The sequence below is a fragment of the Arthrobacter sp. NPDC055585 genome, from assembly GCF_053619115.1.
Genome location: NZ_JBSHIT010000001.1, coordinates 292,386 through 311,057, shown reverse-complemented (window position 1 = coordinate 311,057; position 18,672 = coordinate 292,386). Strand labels below are relative to the sequence as shown.

The following is an 18,672-nucleotide window of genomic DNA, read 5'->3' as shown; positions in this document are numbered from 1 at the left end:
GGTAACCTTCCTTTTGGGGGTACCCAAACACTCAGACACAAACAGATTGGTTGGGGTTGTGAAACTCGAACTCAAGGGCATCACCAAGCGCTTCGGCACCTTGGTTGCCAACGACCACATAGACCTGGTGATCGAGCCGGGACAGGTTCACAGCCTGCTCGGTGAGAACGGGGCGGGCAAATCAACGCTCATGAACGTCCTGTACGGCCTCTACGAACCCACAGAGGGCGAAATCCTCATCAACGGCAAACCCGTTGTCTTCTCAGGTCCCGGCGATGCCATGGCCGCCGGAATCGGCATGGTGCACCAGCACTTTATGCTGGTGCCCGTGTTCACCGTTGCGGAGAACGTGGCGCTGGGCAACGAAACCACCCGGGGCACCGGAGCGCTGAACCTCGAAACCACGCGCGCCCGCATCCGCCAGATCTCCGAACAGTACGGGTTCGACGTTGATCCCGACGCCGTTGTGGAGGATCTGCCGGTCGGTGTGCAGCAGCGTGTTGAAATCATCAAGGCATTGATCCGGGACGCTGAAGTCCTGATCCTTGACGAGCCCACCGCCGTCCTCACCCCGCGGGAGACTGATGAGCTGCTGGCGATCATGCGCCAGCTGTGCAACGACGGCAAGTCCGTTGTGTTCATCTCCCACAAGCTGCGCGAGGTCAAGGCCGTCTCCGACGTCATTACCGTGATCCGCCGCGGCAAGGTAGTTGGCGATGCTCCGCCAAGCGCCTCCACCACCGAACTCGCCTCCATGATGGTGGGCCGTTCGGTCAGCCTGAACCTGCAGAAGGAGCCGGCCAGGCTCGGCGAGGCAACGTTCCAGGTCCGCGATCTGGTGGTGCTCTCCGAGACCGGCCAGGCAGTGGTGGACCACCTCAGCTTTGAGATCGCCAAGGGCGAGATCCTCGCCGTCGCCGGCGTTCAGGGCAACGGACAGACAGAACTGACCGAGGCCATCATGGGCCTGCAGGACCACGTCACGGGATCCATCAAGCTCGACGGCGAAGAACTCGTCGGCAAGCGTGTAGCCCAGATCATCGACGCCGGTGTGGGCTTTGTGCCCGAAGACCGCAGCGTTGACGGACTCGTGGGAACGTTCACCGTCGCCGAGAACCTGGTCCTGAACCGCTACAACAAGGCCCCGTTCGCCAAGGGCCTGTCCATGCGTCCGGCCGTCGTGGCCAAGAACGCGGCAGAAAAGATCGACGAGTTCGATATCCGCACGCAGTCGGCTGAAGCCGCAGCGGGCACCCTTTCCGGCGGCAATCAGCAGAAGGTTGTCATGGCGCGGGAACTGTCCCGGCCCCTGTCTCTGTTCATTGCCTCCCAGCCCACCCGCGGCGTCGACGTCGGATCCATTGAGTTCCTGCACAAGCGGATCGTGGCAGAGCGCGACGGCGGCACCCCGGTGATGATCGTTTCAACGGAGCTGGACGAGGTCCTGGAACTGGCTGACCGGATCGCCGTGCTGTACAGCGGGCGGCTCATGGGCATTGTCCCGGGCAACACGTCGCGCGATGTGCTGGGCCTGATGATGGCCGGCATGGGCGCCGAAGATGCACTTTCGCACCAGAGCGAGATCGAGGGAGGGGCGCAGTGAGCCCGGAGGAAGCAAACAGGCAGCCGGGCGATTCAGCCCCCCGGAAAGAGGAGGCAGCCGCTGATGAAACACGGCTACTGACCGCTGCCGAAACCGCAGGCGGGGCACTTCCGCCGCCTGCCGTACCCGTGGCGGAGGCCGAACTCCACCCGGAGACCGGCAGCGAGTCCATGCTGCGCCGCATCGTCACCGGCAATGCGCTGGTCTCAGTGCTCTCCGTGCTGATGGCCCTTATTGTCGGCGGCCTGCTGATTGCCCTGACCGACGAAGAGGTTGCCGAATCCGCAGGCTACTTCTTCCGCCGCCCGGGCGACATGCTGGGCGCTGCGTGGTCCGCGGCCTCGGGCGCCTACGTGGCCCTGTTCCAGGGCTCGGTCTTCAACTTTGAAGCAGACACCTTCTCCCGGATGATCTACCCGCTGACCCAGACCCTCACAGTGGCGACCCCGCTGATCTGTGCGGGTCTCGGCGTCGCTCTCGCCTTCCGCGCGGGCCTGTTCAACATCGGTGCCCAGGGCCAGATCCTGATCGGCGCCACCCTGGCAGCCTGGGTTGGCTTCAGCTGGCACCTGCCGGTGGGTCTGCACCTGCTGATCGTGATCATTGCCGGTGCGGTGGGCGGTGCGCTCTGGGGCGGCATAGCCGGTCTGCTGAAGGCGAGGACCGGAGCGCATGAAGTCATTGTGACCATCATGCTGAACTACATCGCGATCCAGCTGGTGCTCTTCCTGCTCACCACGCCCGGATTCCAGCGCCCGGGGTCCACCAACCCCATCAGCCCGCAGCTGGATGAGAGCGCCATGTTCCCGCCGCTGTTCGGTTCCGGCTTCCGCCTGCACTGGGGCTTCATCATGGCCATCGCGGCCACGGTCTTCATCTGGTGGCTGCTGAACCGCTCCACCGTGGGCTTTGAGCTCCGTGCCGTTGGCGCCAATCCCGCCGCTGCGCGGAACGCCGGCATCAACACCACCAAGGGCTACGTGATCGTGATGCTGATCGCCGGTGCCCTGGCCGGCCTGGCCGGTGTGGCCCAGGTGTCGGGCACCGAAAAGGTCCTCACTTCCGGTGTTGCGGCCAGCTTCGGCTTTGACGCCATTACCGTTGCCCTGCTGGGCCGCTCCTCACCGTGGGGCACCTTCGCGGCAGGCCTGCTCTTTGGCGCCTTCCGCGCAGGCGGCGTCACCATGCAGACCAGCACCGGCACCAACATTGACATTGTCCTGGTGGTCCAGTCGCTGATCGTTCTGTTCATCGCCGCACCGCCGCTGGTCCGGTCCCTGTTCAGGATTCCGCCGCCCGGAGCGTTCAAGACCTCCGGCAAGCGCATGACCAAAAAAGCCGATGCAGCGCAAGGAGCATCATGAGCACCGCAACAACTCTCGCCTCCAAGGGCCGGCCGGCAGACCTGCAGGCCATCCGCAGCTGGAAGACCCCGATTATCCTCGGTGTCCTGGCTGTCCTCGGCTTCATTGTCTTTGGCCTGGGCTCCCCGGCCAGTGAAGTCACTTTCCGCCTGACGGACGACGGGGCGGCCATCCAGCTGCCCAACATTGTGGTTTCAGCCCCGGTCCTGGGCTGGATCGCCTCAGTGGTTCTGCTCGCCTCGGCTGCCTACGCGTTCATTCTGGTCAACCGCTACCAGCACATCCCGGGATGGCTGATTGCCATCTTCGCCGTGTTCTTCATTGCCGCGTTCCTGACCTGGGCGGTGGGCAGCGCCCGCAGCCCCAGCGTGGCACTGTACGGGCTGCTTGCCGGTTCCTTCACGCTGGCGTTCCCGCTGATCTTCGGCTCGCTCTCGGGTGTGCTGTGTGAACGTTCCGGCGTCGTCAACATTGCCATTGAAGGCCAGCTCCTCTTCGGCGCCTTCGCGGCCGCCGTGGCGGGCTCCCTGTCCGGCAACGCCTTCGTGGGCCTGTTCGCCGCGGCCATTGCAGGTGTCCTGGTTTCCCTGGTGCTGGCAGTCTTCAGCATCAAGTACATCGTGAACCAGGTGATCGTCGGCGTCGTGCTGAACGTGCTTGTCTCCGGCCTGACCGGTTTCCTCTTCTCCACCGTGCTCAGCGCGGACTCGGCCAAGTGGAACTCGCCCCCTCGCCTGGACAAGATCGCGATTCCGCTGCTCTCGGATATTCCGATCCTGGGCCCGATCCTGTTCGACCAGTCCGTGATCGGCTACCTGATGTACATTGCCGTCGCGGCGATCTACTTCGGCCTCTTCCACACCAAGTGGGGCCTGCGGACCCGTGCCGTGGGCGAGCACCCCAAGGCCGCGGACACCGTGGGTATCAACGTGAACCGCATGCGGTTCTGGAACGTGCTGCTCGCCGGTGCCGTTGCCGGCGTCGGCGGAGCCTTCTTCACCCTCGTATCGGTGTCTTCCTTCAACCGGGACATGACTTCCGGCCAGGGCTACATTGCCCTTGCCGCGCTGATCCTCGGCCGCTGGAACCCGATTGGTGCGCTTTTCGCAGCGCTGCTGTTCGGCTTCGCCTCCAACCTGCAGTCCGTGCTCAGCCTGCTCGGCACTCCGGTGCCAAACCAGTTCCTGGCCATGCTGCCCTACGTGGTGACTATCTTCGCCGTCGCCGGTGTAGTCGGTAAGTCCAGGGCGCCGGCGGCCAGCGGCATTCCCTACATCAAGAGCTGATCCCCGCTCCGACCAGGAACAGAAGGATACACAGATGAACGCAGTTACCCCTGCGCCTGAAATTGACTGGAACGCCCTGCAGGACGCGGCCCGGAAAGCCATGGCCCATGCCTACGTTCCCTACTCCCGGTACCCCGTGGGAGCAGCCGCACTGACCGATGACGGCCGGATTGTCTCGGGCTGCAACATCGAAAACGCCAGCTACGGCCTCACGCTGTGCGCCGAGTGCTCCATGATCAGCCAGCTGAACATGACCGGCGGAGGACGCCTGGTGGCCTTCACCTGCGTGGACGGCGAGGGCGAAACCCTCATGCCGTGCGGGCGCTGCCGCCAGCTGCTTTACGAATTCCGGGCACCGGGCATGCAGCTGCTGACCGTCAGCGGAATTCGAACCATGGATGAAGTGCTGCCTGATGCCTTCGGGCCGCAGCACCTGGAAGGGCAGGCAGGCAAATGAGCGAACGCTTTGACACCGTAGACATCATCCGCGTGAAGCGGGACCGGGGGACCCTCAGCCCGGAGCAGATCGACTGGACGATTGACGCGTACACCCGCGGCGTGATCGCTGACGAGCAGATGGCCGCACTGAATATGGCAATCCTGCTCAACGGCATGAACCGGGAGGAAATCTCCCGGTGGACGGCGGCGATGATCGCCTCCGGCGAGCGGATGGACTTCTCCTCGCTGGGCAAGCCGACCTCGGACAAGCACTCCACCGGCGGCGTGGGGGACAAGATCACCCTGCCGCTGGCGCCGCTCGTGGCCGTCTTCGGTGTTGCCGTCCCGCAGCTCTCCGGCCGCGGCCTCGGCCACACCGGCGGCACGCTGGACAAGCTGGAGGCCATCCCCGGCTGGCGTGCAGCGCTCAGCAACGACGAGATGATGGCCCAGCTGGCCGACGTCGGCGCCGTGATCTGCGCGGCCGGCGCGGGCCTTGCCCCGGCGGATAAGAAGCTCTACGCCCTGCGCGACGTGACCGCCACGGTTGAGGCCATCCCGCTGATCGCGTCCTCCATCATGAGCAAGAAGATCGCCGAGGGAACCGGCTCGCTGGTCCTGGACGTGAAGGTGGGCTCCGGTGCGTTCATGAAGAATGTGGACGACGCCCGCGAGCTGGCCCAAACCATGGTCACACTCGGTAAAGACGCAGGCGTCAATACTGTGGCGTTCCTCACGAACATGTCCACCCCGCTGGGCCTGACCGCGGGCAACGCGATTGAGGTCCAGGAGTCGGTGGAGGTGCTCGCCGGCGGCGGCCCGTCCGACGTCGTCGAGCTGACCGTGGCCCTGGCCAAGGAGATGCTCGCCGCTGCAGGCCAGCCCGACGCCGATCCCGCCGCGGCGCTGAAGGACGGCCGGGCGATGGACGTGTGGCGCCGGATGATCTCCGCCCAGGGCGGCGATCCTGACGCCGAGCTGCCAGTCGCCCGGGAGTCGGAGACGATCACGGCCTCCGCAGACGGTGTGCTCACGGAACTGGATGCCCTCTCCGTGGGCGTTGCCGCCTGGCGCCTCGGCGCCGGAAGGGCGCGGAAAGAAGACGCCGTGCAGGCCGGAGCGGGCGTGCGGCTGCATGCCAAGCCGGGGGACACGGTGAAAGCCGGCCAGCCGCTGATGACGCTGCTGACGGACACCCCGGAGAAGTTCGAGCGGGCGAAGGAAGCCCTCGAGGGGGCGGCCGTCATTGCCCCGGAGGCCTCCGAAGTGCAGCCGCTGATCATCGACCGGATCAGCTAGCCCTCCAAAAACGAGATGACAGAAACTGCCCGTATGAGAGCTCATACGGGCAGTTTCTGCTATCTCGATGGGGTGGAAGGCACCGGCGAGGACGGAGGACTCAGGGTTCGGGCAGGGGTCTCTCAGGGTGTTCCCGGGGAGATACCCGGTGACGGGCACTGATCTGGAAGTGGCATCGTTGTAGATGACAGAAACCGACCCGAGGAGTGCCGCCCATTGGACGTTCTCAACGCCGTAATGGACAACATCAACAACTTCGTCCTGACCTACTCAGGCGCCCCCTGGGTTTACCTGGTGCTCTTCGCGTGCTGCCTGCTGGACGGTTTTTTCCCGCCGATCCCCAGCGAGTCACTGGTAGTGGGGCTCGCTGCGCTGGTGTTCCTGGACGGCGGCCCGAACGTCTGGCTGATCGCCCTCTCCGCCGCAGCAGGGGCCTTCATCGGGGACAACATCGCCTACGCCCTGGGACGTACGCTGCGCACGGACAGATACCGCTGGATGCGGGGGCCGCGGATGCAGCGCGGCTTCGTCTGGGCCGGCCGGGAGCTGGAGAAACGCGCGGTGTCCCTGATCCTGATTGCCCGGTTCATCCCGGTGGGCCGTGTGGTGGTGAACCTGACCGCCGGCGCCACCCGCTTCCCTCGGCGGATGTTCGTGGCGCTGACGGGTATGTCGGCGATCCTCTGGGCCGCGTACTCCGTGGCCATCGGTGCCCTCGCCGGAGCCTGGTTCAAGGAGAACCACCTGCTGGCCGTTGTGGTGGCCATCGCCGTCGCCCTTGTCCTGGGCCTGGTCATTGACCGGACCATCGCCAAATTCCGCGGCCCGACTCCCCTCCGCACCCGCGAGCCGCTCGAAGAGCGCGTCAACTCCGAGCCCTAAGCACACTCCGTGGCGCTCACGTAGAGTTGGCGTGTGACTGAGCCCATTACGAATCCCGCTGCCCTTTCCAGCTTCGACATCCGCGTCCTGCCGAAGGTTTCGCTGCACGACCACCTCGACGGCGGGCTGCGCCCGGCCACGATCGTGGAGCTTGCCGAAGCCGTTGGCCACACGCTGCCGTCCACTGATCCCGTCGCCCTGGGGGAGTGGTTCCGTGAATCCGCCAACTCAGGTTCCCTGGTGCGCTACCTGGAAACCTTTGACCACACCATCGCCGTGATGCAGACCCGCGAGGGCCTTGCCCGCGTGGCCCGCGAGTTCGTTGAGGACCTGGTGGAGGACGGCGTGGTCTACGCCGAAGTCCGCTGGGCACCGGAGCAGCATCTGGCCGCCGGCCTGAGCCTGGACGAGGCCGTCGAAGCCGTGCAGGAAGGCCTGGAAGCAGGCGTGGCGGCAGCGGAGGCCAGCGGCCGGCTGATCCAGGTTGGCCAGCTGATTACCGCCATGCGCCACGGTGACCGCGGCATGGAAATCGCCGAACTGGCCGTCCGCCACCGCGACCGCGGAGCCGTGGGCTTCGACATCGCGGGCGCCGAAGACGGTTTCCCGCCCTCGCGTTTCAAGGACGCCTTCACCTACCTCGCCGAGCAGATGTTCCCGGTAACCGTCCATGCCGGCGAAGCCGCCGGAGTGGAGAGCATCACCGACGCCCTGGTGCATGGCCGGGCCCTGCGCCTGGGCCACGGCGTGCGGATCGCCGAGGACATCGAAGTCGACTTCGAAGACGAGGAAGCGCCCGACGCCGGTGAGGACGCCGCCGTCGGCATGGTCACCCTTGGCGACGTGGCAGCATGGGTCCGCGACCGGGGCATCCCCCTGGAGATCTGCCCCTCCTCCAACCTGCAGACCGGCGCCGTGGAGTCCTTCGGCGGTGACATCGAGTCCCACCCGATCGACCTGCTGTTCCAGACCGGTTTTGTGGTCACCGTCAACACCGACAACCGGCTCATGAGCGGCGTCAGCCTCACGGACGAGTTCGAACTGCTGGCAGCCACCTTCGGCTACGACCTGGATGATCTCCTGGAGCTGACCCTCAATGCGGCCAACGCAGCGTTCCTGCCGCTGGAAGAGCGTGCCGTCCTCGCCGAATACATCACCGAAGGTTTCAGCAACGCCCGTGACTGATTCCCTGCACGGCAGCAGCGGCCTGGGCCAGGAGTTTTCCCGCCTGGCCCAGGTCGTTGCGCAGCTGCGCGAACGATGCCCTTGGACACGGGCGCTGACCCACGAATCCCTGCTCGAGTACCTGCTTGAGGAGAGCTACGAGGTCATAGAAGCCGTGGAGACAGGCCATACCCGGGCCGAGGACGCACGGGAGCTCAGCGGAGAACTGGGGGACCTGCTCTTCCAGGTGCTGCTGCACGCCCGGCTGCAGGAGGAATCCGGCAACTTCTCCATACACCACGTCGTCACCGGGCTGACGGACAAAATGATCCGCCGCAATCCGCACGTCTTCCGCCCGGACGGTTCCCTGCAGGACTCCACCACCGGGGACACTGCGGAAATCGAGCGGGCCTGGGACGCAGTGAAGAAAACCGAAAAACCGCAGCGCAGCAGCCCGTTCGAAGGCATCCCGAAGGCGCTGCCCGCCCTGGCCCTGGCAGCCAAGGCACAGGAGAGGGCACGCCGGGCAGGGCAGCAGGTACCCGGCTCCGGAGCCGTACTGCCTGACTTCTCAGATGAGCAGGAGCTCGGTGACCTGCTTTTCGAAGCGGTCCGCCAGGCATCCGAACGCGGCATCGACCCCGAAGCCGCACTCCGCCGCGCCGTGCGCCGTTTTACGGCTCAGGGCCCCGGCATTACCGATTGACGCCCTGAGTCCTTACTCAGCGACCCGATTCCACTAGGCTGGAAGCAGACAGCGTGGTCCCCGTCATAGGCCTGGCTGTAGCAACCAACCCGAGTTCCAATGAACAGGAGCATTCCCATGGCCATCATTGATGCCATTCACGCCCGCGAGATCCTAGATTCGCGCGGAAATCCGACCGTTGAGGTTGAGGTACTGCTCGACGACGACACGTTCGGCCGGGCCGCAGTGCCCTCCGGTGCCTCCACCGGTGCCTTCGAAGCCAACGAACGCCGCGACGGGGAAAAGGACCGCTACCAGGGCAAGGGCGTGCTGCAGGCCGTCGAAGCCGTGATCGACCAGATCCAGCCCGCACTGCTGGGCTTCGACGCCGCTGACCAGCGTGCCATCGACCAGGCCATGATCGACCTGGACGGTACCGAGAACAAGTCCGGCCTGGGCGCCAACGCCATCCTGGGCGTCTCCCTTGCCGTCGCACGCGCAGCTGCTGAGTCCGCTGCCCTGCCGCTCTACCGCTACCTCGGCGGCCCGAACGCGCACATCCTGCCCGTTCCGCTGATGAACATCCTTAACGGCGGATCCCACGCGGACTCCGACGTCGACATCCAGGAATTCATGATTGTTCCCCTCGGCGCGGACACCTACTCCGAGGGCCTGCGCTGGGGTGTTGAGGTTTACCACAACCTCAAGTCCGTCCTGAAGGAACAGGGCCTCTCCACCGGCCTGGGCGATGAGGGCGGCTTCGCTCCCAACCTGCCGTCCAACCGCGCCGCGCTGGACCTGATCGTGGAAGCCATCAAGCGTGCCGGCTACGAGCCGGGCCGTGACATTGCGCTGGCCCTGGACGTTGCCTCCTCCGAGTTCTTCAAGGACGGCGCGTACGTCTTCGAAGGCCAGAACCGCAGCGCTGAGGAAATGTCCGCGTACTACGAGGAACTGGTGCGTGACTACCCGCTGGTCTCGATCGAAGACCCGCTGGATGAGAACGACTGGGAAGGCTGGACCTCCCTCACCGCCCGCCTCGGCGACAAGGTGCAGCTGGTCGGCGACGACCTCTTCGTCACCAACCCGGCCCGCCTGGAGACCGGCATCAAGGAAAACGCCGCCAACTCCCTGCTGGTGAAGGTCAACCAGATCGGCACCCTCTCCGAGACCCTGGACGCCATCACCATGGCCCAGCGCGCCGGCTACACCACCATCACTTCGCACCGCTCCGGGGAAACCGAAGACACCACGATCGCGGACATCTGCGTTGCCACCAACGCAGGCCAGATCAAGACCGGTGCTCCGGCCCGTTCAGAGCGTGTTGCCAAGTACAACCAGCTGCTGCGCATCGAAGAAGAGCTCGACGACGCCGCACGCTACGCAGGACGCAGCGCTTTCCCGCGTTTCACGGCCTAGTAACACCGCCGCCGGTGGGTACCCTCGAATGTGGGGGTGCCCACCGGCGCTGTTTTTGGTCCTGTTTGGTCCTTCCCTGCGCTGCGGGTACCACCGCCGGCAACACAGGACCCGGAAGAGCCAGCCAGAGACAGGAGCCGCATGCCCACCCGACGCCCCAAGGTACCCCGGCCGGCCGGCCAGCCCGGCGGGACCCAGCGGCGCCCCGGCACTGCCCCGGAAGCTCCCAGGACCACGGATCAGCTGACCGCCTCCGGCACTGACGCGCCCCGGACAAAGCCCGCGAAAGCCGTGAAAGCGGGAAAAACCGCCAAGTCCGAGAAGTCAGCGAAATCTGCGAAACCCGCCAGGCCGGCAAAACCGGCGGATCCCTCCGAAGCGCGCGCCGCTGCGCGCCAGGAACTGGCCGGAGAAATCCGCCGGGATGTCCCCGCCGCTGAAGCGGCCGGCACATCCGCACGCACCGAACCGTCGCTGAAGCCTGTCCCGGCCAAGTCCTTTTCCGGACGGCTGCTGGCCCTTGGCATTGTGATGGTGGTCATCACCGTGCTGCTCGCCCCGTCCGTGCGCACCTTCCTGCAGCAGCGTTCGGAAATCGCGGCACTGGAAGCCGAAATCGCCCGTGAGCAGGAAGTGGGGCGTGAACTCGAAGAGACCCTGGACCGCTGGGAAGACCCTGCGTACATCAAGGCACAGGCCCGCGAACGGATCTTCCTGGTGATGCCGGGGGAGACCCGCTACCTGGTCAAGGGCGAACACGGTGTGGAGGACGTCGAGGAGCAGGCTGCAGCGCAGGCTCCGCAGGACCTGGAATGGGTCGATGCCCTCTGGGATTCGGTTCTCCGCTCAGCCACCGCACCCTGACCTGCACGCCGGGCACAGTAGGCTGGTGCATAGAAACATTGCCAGTTCGGGTCCCCAGCGGACCCCCAGGAAGGACCTTCCGGTATGACCCCAGAGCAGCTCACCCCGACCCAGGAAGACCTGGAGACCCTGAGCCGTCAGCTCGGACGGCCGGTCCGCGACGTCGTCGAAATCGGGGCCCGCTGCGTCTGCGGCAACCCGCTGGTCGCCACCACCGCGCCGCGGCTCAGCAACGGAATTCCCTTCCCGACCACGTACTACCTGACCCACCCCGTCATCACCTCGGCCGTGTCCCGGCTCGAGGCCTCCGGGCTGATGACCGAAATGACCGAACGGCTGGAACAGGACCCGGAACTGGCAGAACGCTACCGCCACGCCCACGAGGCCTACCTTCAGGTCCGCAATGACATCGGCGAACGCACCGGCACCGGGCCGGTACCGGAGATCGACGGCGTTTCCGCCGGAGGCATGCCCACACGCGTGAAGTGCCTGCACGTCCTGGTGGGCCACTCGCTGGCCGCCGGGCCCGGGGTCAACCCGCTGGGCGACGAAGCCCTGGACGCCATTGCCGAATGGTGGACCCGGGAGCGCTGCTATTGTGTTGGCGCATGGGACACCGACAGTCCTGCACCCATCCGTGACCTGAGCCGCCACACCAAGACCCAGGGCCTCTCGGCAGAGGAACTGGACCGGAAACGGGCTGCCCGGCGTGCGGCGCTGCAGGCTGAACAGCAGGCAGCAGCGTCAGAGCAGGAGGCCACCATGGAACAGCAGGATGCAGGAACCGCCGGAGTCCTCCGGGTAGCTGCCGTGGACTGCGGCACCAACTCGATCCGGCTGCTGATCGCTGACGCACACACTGAAAACGGCGTTACCCGGCTGACCGACGTCGTTCGCCTGATGCGCATTGTCCGCCTGGGTGAAGGGGTGGACGCGACCGGCCGGCTCTCTGACGCCGCGCTGGAGCGCACCTTCGAAGCCACGGACGAATACGCAGCCCTGATCCGCGAACACGGAGCGCAGAAGGTCCGGTTCGTCGCCACGTCCGCCACCCGCGACGCCGAGAACCGGAAAGAATTCACCGAAGGCATCCGCTCCCGGCTGGGCGTTGAACCCGAGGTTATTTCAGGTGATGAGGAAGCCGGGCTGTCCTTTGCGGGCGCGTCCAGCGTCCTGGCGGGGGACAAGGGCGCCCGGACTCTCGTCGTCGACCTTGGCGGCGGCTCCACGGAGTTTGTGCTGGGAATCGACGGCCACGTTCTGGCGGCCAAGAGCACGGACATGGGCTGCGTGCGCTTTACCGAACGCCATCTGGTCTCCGACCCGCCCACCGAGGCGGAAATCGCCATGGCCCGCGGGGACATCCTGGACATGATTGCCCAGGTCCTCCCAACGGTTCCGCTGGCTACCGCTGACCGGCTCATTGGTGTTGCCGGAACCATCACCACAGTTACGGCGCATGCCCTCAAACTGCCTGAATACTCCTCCGAAGCGATCCACGGAACCGAGCTGAGCAGCGGACAGGTGGACCACGCGGCCGCCTCACTGCTCCACATGAGCCGTGCCGAGCGCGCCGCCCTGCCGTACATGCACCCCGGACGCGTCGACGTGATCGGCGCCGGCGCACTGATCTGGCAGACAATCGTTGACCGGGTGTCAGAACTTACCGATGGGCGGGTTGAATCCGCGATCACCTCGGAGCACGACATCCTTGATGGCATAGCCCTGAGCACCCTCCGGTGAGCGGGGAAGCAGGACGGCGCCGGAAGGCCGGCGCCGCGTTCAGGCGTGCTGCCGGTGCCGGAGCCTTCTCGCTCACCGCCGTGATCCTGTTCCAGCTGGCGGCCCCGGAGGCCGCCCACGCGGACGAATGGCGGGACAGGCAGTACTGGCTTTCCGACTACGGCATTACCGAGGCCTGGAAGAAGAGCCAGGGTGAGGGCGTCAAGGTGGCGGTCATCGACACCGGCATCGACACGAGCCACCCGGATCTTGCCGGGGCCGTCACCGGCGGAACGGATGTCTCCGGCGCCGGTGATCCCGCCGGCGCACGCGGGCTGGGTGTGAACCCGGTGCACGGCACCCTCGTTGCAACGCTGCTGGGCGGACGCGGGCATGCCGCTGAAGAGAGCAAAGACGACAAGGCTGACAAGGAAGACAAGGCTGACAAAGAGGACAAAGACGCTTACAAGGGCCCCGGCGCCGGCCCGGACGGCATCATCGGCGTGGCTCCCAAGGCTGAGATCCTCTCTGTCTCGGCGTGGATCGGCGGTGCCAATCCGGGCGGCGTTACGATTGACGAGCAGCTGCCCAACGCTGTGCGCTGGGCCGTGGACAACGGCGCCAAAGTCATCAACATGTCCCTCGGGTCTACCTCGACGGCCTGGCCTGAAAGCTGGGACGAGGCCTTCCTCTACGCGGAACAGAACGACGTCGTCATTGTGGCGGCGGCCGGCAACCGCGTCGCGGGGATGACCCAGGTAGGGGCGCCCGCAACGATCCCGGGTGTCCTGACCGTCGCCGGACTCGACCGTGAAGGACGTGCCAGCTGGGATTCCTCCTCCGAAGGCATCAGTATCGGCGTAGCCGCCCCGGCTGAGAAGCTGGTGGGCGGCCTGCCGGACGGGCCGTCACGCTACGCCGAGTGGTCCGGAACCTCCGCTGCCGCGCCGCTGGTTGCCGGCGTCGCGGCCCTGATCCGTTCTGCCTATCCGGAGCTGACTGCCCCGCAGGTGATCAACCGGATCATCACCACGGCAAAGGACAGCGGTGCTCCCGGCCGGGACACACTCTACGGGTACGGCGTGGTGGACGCCGCAGCCGCCCTGAATGCCGATGTTCCGGCTGTTGCCGGGAACCCTCTCGGAACGATCGAGGAATGGATCCGCATTCACCGCCGCGGTGAAGCCCCTGCGGGGGAAGACACAGCGCCTGCGCCGGGCCAGAGTCTTCCGGACATCCCCGAACCCCAGGTGCCGGTGGCAGCTGATCCCCGCTCCGGTGATGACCCGCTGCCGGCCGGCCTGGTTCTGGGATTTGGTGGGCTGATCCTGATCGTCGGCGCCGGCGGAGCCATTGCCGTAGTGCGGGTAAGGCGCTCGGCGCAGACCGCCGGGAACGGTTCGCCGGACCCGGAGACTGCCGAGCAAATCGATGCTGCCGAAGATGACATTGACCACCGGGCAGAGCGCGCTTCACAGCCCTGAGCGGGCACTTCCGGGCCGGCTGGAAACAGCCGCAGTGAAGGCCGATAACCGCTGTGCCGGAAGGTGAAGAAATCAAGTTGTGCGACTTAGTGAAGACTTTCACAAGTCGGGTAGGATGTTGCCTATGGCATCGCAAACACAATTCTCTGATCGTCCCCGCGTTCTGGTGGTTGGCGGTGGCTACGTCGGTCTGTACGTAGCCAAGAACCTCCAAAAGAAGGTCAAGGCCAACGGCGGGATCGTTACGGTAGTGGATCCGCTGCCGTACATGACCTACCAGCCTTTCCTTCCCGAGGTCGCTGCCGGCACCATCAACGCGCGCAACGCCGTTGTTTCACACCGGATGCACCTGAAGGACACCGAACTGATCTCCGGCAAGGTCGTGGCCATCAACCACGCCACGCACACCGCTACGGTGGAGCCTGCTGACGGCGGCGCACCGTTCGAACTCAGCTACCGCGACGTCGTTATGTCCGCCGGTTCCGTCACGCGCACCTTCCCGATTCCGGGCCTCGCCGAGGTCGGCATTGGCATGAAGACCATCGAAGAAGCCGTGGAAATGCGGAACAAGGTGCTCGAGCGCATCGAAACCGCCTCCCTGATGACCGACCAGGCTGCGCGTGCCCGCGCCCTGACGTTCGTCGTCGTCGGCGGCGGCTTCGCCGGTATTGAAACCATCACGGAAATCGAAGACATGGCCCGCGGCGCCGTTCGGGAGAACAACCGCCTTAAGCGTGAAGACCTGCGCTTCGTCATGATCGAAGCCATGGGCCGCGTTATGCCCGAGGTCAAGCCGGACCAGGCCGAGTGGGTTGTCTCCTCCATGCGTGAGCGCGGCATCGAAGTCCTGCTCAACACCTCCCTGGCCAGCGCCGAAGGCGGCCTGCTGAAGCTGATCAACATGGCGGACAAGTCCCCGGCCGGCGAGTTCGAAGCCGACACCCTGATCTGGACCGCAGGTGTCCAGGCCAACCCGATGGTCCGCGCCACCGACTTCCCGATCGATGACCGCGGCCGCGTGCGTGCCAACGCCGAACTGCGGATCACCGGCGACGACGGTCCCCTGGAAGGTGCCTGGGCAGCCGGCGACGTGTCTGCTGTTCCCGACCTCACCGGTGGCGGCGTCGGCGGGTTCTGCGTTCCCAACGCACAGCACGCTGTCCGTCAGGCCAAGCGCCTGGCCAAGAACCTGCTTGCTGACCGCTACGGCGAGGGCCAGGTTGTTGAATACCGCCACAAGAACCTCGGCGCCGTTGCCGGCATGGGCCAGTACAAGGGCGTTGCGAACATCATGGGCTTCGGCATGAAGGGCCTTCCGGCCTGGCTGGCCCACCGCGGCTACCACGGCATGGCCATGCCGATGTTCGAGCGCAAGTTCCGCGTGGTTTCCGGCTGGGCATCGAACTTCTGGTTCGGCCGCGACTTCACTCAGCTAATGCACCTGAAGAACCCGCGGAAGGCATTCGTGGAGGCTGCAACGCCTGCCAAGAAGCCTGCTGCAAAGTAACACCAGCGAAACTGCCATACAGCGGCGGCCGACCGGATACCTCCGGCGGCCGCCGCTGGCGGTTTAACCGGCAGTACGGCTGGTTGGGCAGCGGGCAGTTTCTGTGCTTCTGCGCCGCTCAAGTAGGCTGGTTTATGCGCTTCGAACCCGGCCATTCCGCCGTCGTCGCGGTGCGCGGGCCCCAGTAGCCCAATGGCAGAGGCAGCGGACTTAAAATCTGTGTGTTGTGGGTTCGAGTCCCACCTGGGGTACAAAATTACGGAAACCGGGTGCTCAGCCTGCCAAGACCGCCTGTACCACCCCTGGGAATCTTGGCAGGATCCAACCTGTGACATCGGAGTCAAGGAGATGGACCGAAAGGAATGCGTTATTACCTAGTGGTTTGTGTTACTTGCTATTAGGCTGGGGCAAGCTACCGGAAGGCCTGTATTCTATTCACATGGAAAATGTGATGCACGGGACTGCAACGGTAGCAGCATCTGCTCTCGACAAAGACGGCCTAAACGCTCCCACTTCTTATGTCACGTCACCGGACAGTTTTCAGCCGCAAACAGATTTGGGTGCGTCAAGGTACCGCTGTGTGCTTCAGGATGACCGGCCTTTGGACGCTCTTCTGGTAAATGAGGGAACGGATGTTCTAATCGTCACATTTCATGGCGCGTTGGACCGTAAGCGTTTCGACCTTCCCCGATTTGAACGCCTTGGAACAACTGGCGAATTTGCTCAGTCCATGCTTTTCTTCTCGGATCCGGGTTTATTCGCAGACGACAGCATCGAGCTGGCGTGGTTCACCGGTTGGCCGGGCGTTGATCTGCAGCCGATTTTGGCAGAATGGGCAACAAGAGCAGCTCAGGCCGTAGGAGCATCGCGGATCATATTCACTGGATCATCGGGGGGCGGTTTTGCTGCTTTGCAGGTTTCTGCCCTAGTTCCTGGGTCCGTCTGTCTAGCGTTCAACCCGCAGACCAGTATCCACGGTTACCTAGTCGGTGGCCACGGGGTATGGGTGCAACGGAAGTATATTGAGGTGTACCACCCGGAGTTGATCACAGAGGGCGTGGTGGACGTGGATTTCACTAATGACTGGACACTTGCCATCGGCGATCATATGTCCCCGATAAGGCGATATTCAGTTCCCGTTGGTAACCATGTACTCTACGCTGATAACCCCAACGACTTTCATCACGCACAACACCTCTTGCCCTTCCAAGAGGCCGTAGCAGCCGGCGAAAACTGCAACAGGTTCCGGGTCCATACTTACGATGGGTCCGTTGGACATGAACCGCCGTCGCCGCCTCAGTTTAGAGAAGCCATGACTGAAGCCCTGCGGTGGTGTCAGGAGCTACCGTCGATCGACTGCTGATTTGATCAGGTCATTCCTGGGCAACACAACAAGGACGGGAGTGGTTTGATGGCCGTAATACAGCGACGGTGACGAGGGTCTGATAGGGCTGGCCGGTATTCTGTATGGGTGGAAACCAATGAAATGATTGAACAACTCACTGCTCAGCTAAATGAGTTGAAAGAAACGGTTGCAGAACTGACGAAGCCCAAGCACGGGTCTCGGACGATTCTCGGGGTCAACGTTAGAGTTAGCCCTGATTGCGTATTGGTGAGCAACGAGAATGCCTCGATCACCCTTGGTGACCACACACAGGTGTGGCGGGGTGCAGATTGGGTCGGCCCGATCCATGTTGGTAAGCGTGTGTTCATAAACCAGGGGAGCTATATCCGGCCTGGTGTGACCATCGAAGACGACGTGTCGATCGGCCCCTTCGTCCGGCTTATATCGGACACCCACGACATATCGACGGGCTCCAGACGTACCGGGACCCCACGCAAGGACCCGATTCGGGTCGGACGGGGAACGTGGATCGGCGCAGGGGCAACGGTGCTCGGTGGAGTTACTATCGGCTCGCGGTCCATTCTCGCGGCTGGTGCTGTAGTCATTAACGACGTTCCGGACAATGTGATAGTGGCGGGAGTTCCTGCCAAGATCGTCCGACACATATCGGATGGCGAGAAAGTTGCCGAATTGGACGCAGTGGGCAGCACGCCTGTGACCGCCTGATTGAGTGGCTCGGGGACCAGTTTCGGCACGCGTCGACGATGCGCCGAAGAAGTTTGTTCTAAAGCTCACCGTGATGTTCTCCATTTGGGGAGTGATGCTGCTGGAGAAGCTCGAATACGGTAGGTTCCATGAAGAACTCAGAGGCCGAACCCTCACGTTCGATCAGATTCAGGCTGGCAGCAGCGGATTTACGAGCAATAGAAATATGAGGGCGCATGGCGCCTCATGATGGAAGAAAAGACCGAACAGCGTTCCCAGCCAGTTGTTACCTTCGACTATTAGATCGCAGTTTTCTCTGAAAAGCCGGGACAGATTCTTCAGATCAACCGCAACCCCGCAATTGTGGAATACATTTTCGATGGCGACTTTGAGCCGCTAGACCTGGACCGCATGATCATTAGAGATCGGTCAACGAAGAAGCAGGGAACACCAGCGTCCTTGAGACATAAAGGAGATGCTGAAGATCGCCTCTGAAGTGACGCAGGCGCTGGGCACCCCCCATTTATTCGTGTGGATATGTTTACCGGCCCCAATGGTCCCGTGATCGGCGAACTGACAGCCTCCCCTGGAGATGTTCTCTACGGGGGACAACTACAAGTTCACTGAAGAGGGCGACGCCGAATTGGGGCAGGAATGGGCGAAGTAAAAAAACGTCTTGTGGCGAAAAACGCCTGACTCACGGTCTCTCCACTCAACTACTGAGCGGAACCGGCAGAGGCCAGGAGGCCAACGGGACCGAGAGGTCGGTGACACGTTCCGTCCCGAGGAGGCACCGATACCAAGGTGCAAAGCTAGTGCTCCGATAGTCGGGCATAGAACTGGCAACTATGGGGTGGTTGGTCTACCCACCACTCCATAGCTACCGTAGGACAATCAGTTTTGGA

General features: G+C 64.1%; 14 protein-coding genes, 1 tRNA gene and 2 pseudogenes. All 17 read left to right on the top strand.

Translation table 11 applies throughout. From position 1 onward, the window contains the following. Positions 1-58 precede the first annotated feature (58 nt). The 17 genes and pseudogenes from ACWGQ2_RS01275 to ACWGQ2_RS01195 all read left to right on the top strand — a co-directional run bounded on the left by ACWGQ2_RS01275 (position 59) and on the right by ACWGQ2_RS01195 (position 17,788). Positions 59-1,603, top strand: a complete 1,545-nt coding sequence (locus ACWGQ2_RS01275; protein WP_452013515.1) for an ABC transporter ATP-binding protein — start codon at positions 59-61, stop codon at positions 1,601-1,603. Beyond that, the gene (locus ACWGQ2_RS01270; protein WP_452013512.1) at positions 1,600-2,967 is read left to right on the top strand and encodes an ABC transporter permease; all 1,368 of its coding nucleotides are present in this window, start codon (positions 1,600-1,602) and stop codon (positions 2,965-2,967) included. Before ACWGQ2_RS01275 ends, ACWGQ2_RS01270 begins: the two co-directional genes overlap by 4 nt. Next, a complete protein-coding gene (locus tag ACWGQ2_RS01265; protein WP_452013509.1) occupies positions 2,964-4,253 on the top strand; it encodes an ABC transporter permease in 1,290 nt (429 codons plus the stop codon). The genes ACWGQ2_RS01270 and ACWGQ2_RS01265 overlap by 4 nt, the downstream gene beginning before the upstream one ends. A gap of 31 nt (positions 4,254-4,284) precedes the next feature. Next, positions 4,285-4,710 (top strand): annotated as a pseudogene (locus ACWGQ2_RS01260) (cytidine deaminase); the annotation flags it as partial. Further along, on the top strand, positions 4,707-5,990 hold the full coding sequence (locus tag ACWGQ2_RS01255) for a thymidine phosphorylase (RefSeq protein ID WP_452013507.1): 1,284 nt from the start codon (positions 4,707-4,709) through the stop codon (positions 5,988-5,990). The pseudogene ACWGQ2_RS01260 and the gene ACWGQ2_RS01255, both read left to right, overlap by 4 nt. A 237-nt stretch (positions 5,991-6,227) precedes the next feature. Further along, a complete protein-coding gene (locus tag ACWGQ2_RS01250; RefSeq protein ID WP_452014470.1) occupies positions 6,228-6,872 on the top strand; it encodes a DedA family protein in 645 nt (214 codons plus the stop codon). Positions 6,873-6,905: 33 nt separating this feature from the next. Beyond that, a complete protein-coding gene (locus ACWGQ2_RS01245; RefSeq protein ID WP_452013505.1) occupies positions 6,906-8,057 on the top strand; it encodes an adenosine deaminase in 1,152 nt (383 codons plus the stop codon). Then, positions 8,050-8,742: a MazG nucleotide pyrophosphohydrolase domain-containing protein gene (locus tag ACWGQ2_RS01240; protein ID WP_452013503.1), complete on the top strand. Its 693-nt coding sequence runs from the start codon at positions 8,050-8,052 to the stop codon at positions 8,740-8,742. Before ACWGQ2_RS01245 ends, ACWGQ2_RS01240 begins: the two co-directional genes overlap by 8 nt. 117 nt (positions 8,743-8,859) lie before the next feature. After that, positions 8,860-10,140, top strand: a complete 1,281-nt coding sequence (eno, locus tag ACWGQ2_RS01235; RefSeq protein ID WP_452013501.1) for a phosphopyruvate hydratase — start codon at positions 8,860-8,862, stop codon at positions 10,138-10,140. A gap of 141 nt (positions 10,141-10,281) precedes the next feature. Further along, positions 10,282-11,004 carry a septum formation initiator family protein gene (locus ACWGQ2_RS01230; RefSeq protein WP_452013498.1) on the top strand — a complete coding sequence of 241 codons (723 nt, stop codon included), beginning with the start codon at positions 10,282-10,284 and terminating at the stop codon, positions 11,002-11,004. Between the two features lie 84 nt (positions 11,005-11,088). Next, a pseudogene (locus ACWGQ2_RS01225) lies at positions 11,089-11,679 on the top strand (DUF501 domain-containing protein); the annotation flags it as partial. An 87-nt stretch (positions 11,680-11,766) separates the two neighbouring features. Further along, positions 11,767-12,747 (top strand): Ppx/GppA phosphatase family protein, encoded by a 981-nt coding sequence (locus ACWGQ2_RS01220; RefSeq protein ID WP_452014468.1) that lies wholly within the window; start codon positions 11,767-11,769, stop codon positions 12,745-12,747. Beyond that, a complete protein-coding gene (locus tag ACWGQ2_RS01215; protein ID WP_452013496.1) occupies positions 12,744-14,210 on the top strand; it encodes a S8 family serine peptidase in 1,467 nt (488 codons plus the stop codon). The genes ACWGQ2_RS01220 and ACWGQ2_RS01215 overlap by 4 nt, the downstream gene beginning before the upstream one ends. Positions 14,211-14,334: 124 nt before the next feature. Then, entirely contained in the window at positions 14,335-15,717 is a 1,383-nt protein-coding gene (locus ACWGQ2_RS01210; RefSeq protein ID WP_452013493.1) for an NAD(P)/FAD-dependent oxidoreductase, read from the top strand. Between the two features lie 178 nt (positions 15,718-15,895). Next, positions 15,896-15,968, top strand: a tRNA-Leu gene (locus tag ACWGQ2_RS01205). Positions 15,969-16,156: 188 nt separating this feature from the next. Then, entirely contained in the window at positions 16,157-17,080 is a 924-nt protein-coding gene (locus ACWGQ2_RS01200) for a hypothetical protein (RefSeq protein WP_452013490.1), read from the top strand. A gap of 108 nt (positions 17,081-17,188) precedes the next feature. Then, positions 17,189-17,788: an acyltransferase gene (locus ACWGQ2_RS01195; RefSeq protein WP_452013488.1), complete on the top strand. Its 600-nt coding sequence runs from the start codon at positions 17,189-17,191 to the stop codon at positions 17,786-17,788. Positions 17,789-18,672 lie beyond the last annotated feature (884 nt).

Coding starts and splice junctions, on each gene's coding strand:
- ACWGQ2_RS01265 (WP_452013509.1), top strand. CDS start 2,964: ATGAGCACCGCAACAACTCTCGCCTCCAAGGGCCGGCCGGCAGACCTG.
- ACWGQ2_RS01255 (WP_452013507.1), top strand. CDS start 4,707: ATGAGCGAACGCTTTGACACCGTAGACATCATCCGCGTGAAGCGGGAC.
- ACWGQ2_RS01250 (WP_452014470.1), top strand. CDS start 6,228: ATGGACAACATCAACAACTTCGTCCTGACCTACTCAGGCGCCCCCTGG.
- eno (WP_452013501.1), top strand. CDS start 8,860: ATGGCCATCATTGATGCCATTCACGCCCGCGAGATCCTAGATTCGCGC.
- ACWGQ2_RS01230 (WP_452013498.1), top strand. CDS start 10,282: ATGCCCACCCGACGCCCCAAGGTACCCCGGCCGGCCGGCCAGCCCGGC.
- ACWGQ2_RS01220 (WP_452014468.1), top strand. CDS start 11,767: ATGGAACAGCAGGATGCAGGAACCGCCGGAGTCCTCCGGGTAGCTGCC.
- ACWGQ2_RS01210 (WP_452013493.1), top strand. CDS start 14,335: ATGGCATCGCAAACACAATTCTCTGATCGTCCCCGCGTTCTGGTGGTT.
- ACWGQ2_RS01200 (WP_452013490.1), top strand. CDS start 16,157: ATGGAAAATGTGATGCACGGGACTGCAACGGTAGCAGCATCTGCTCTC.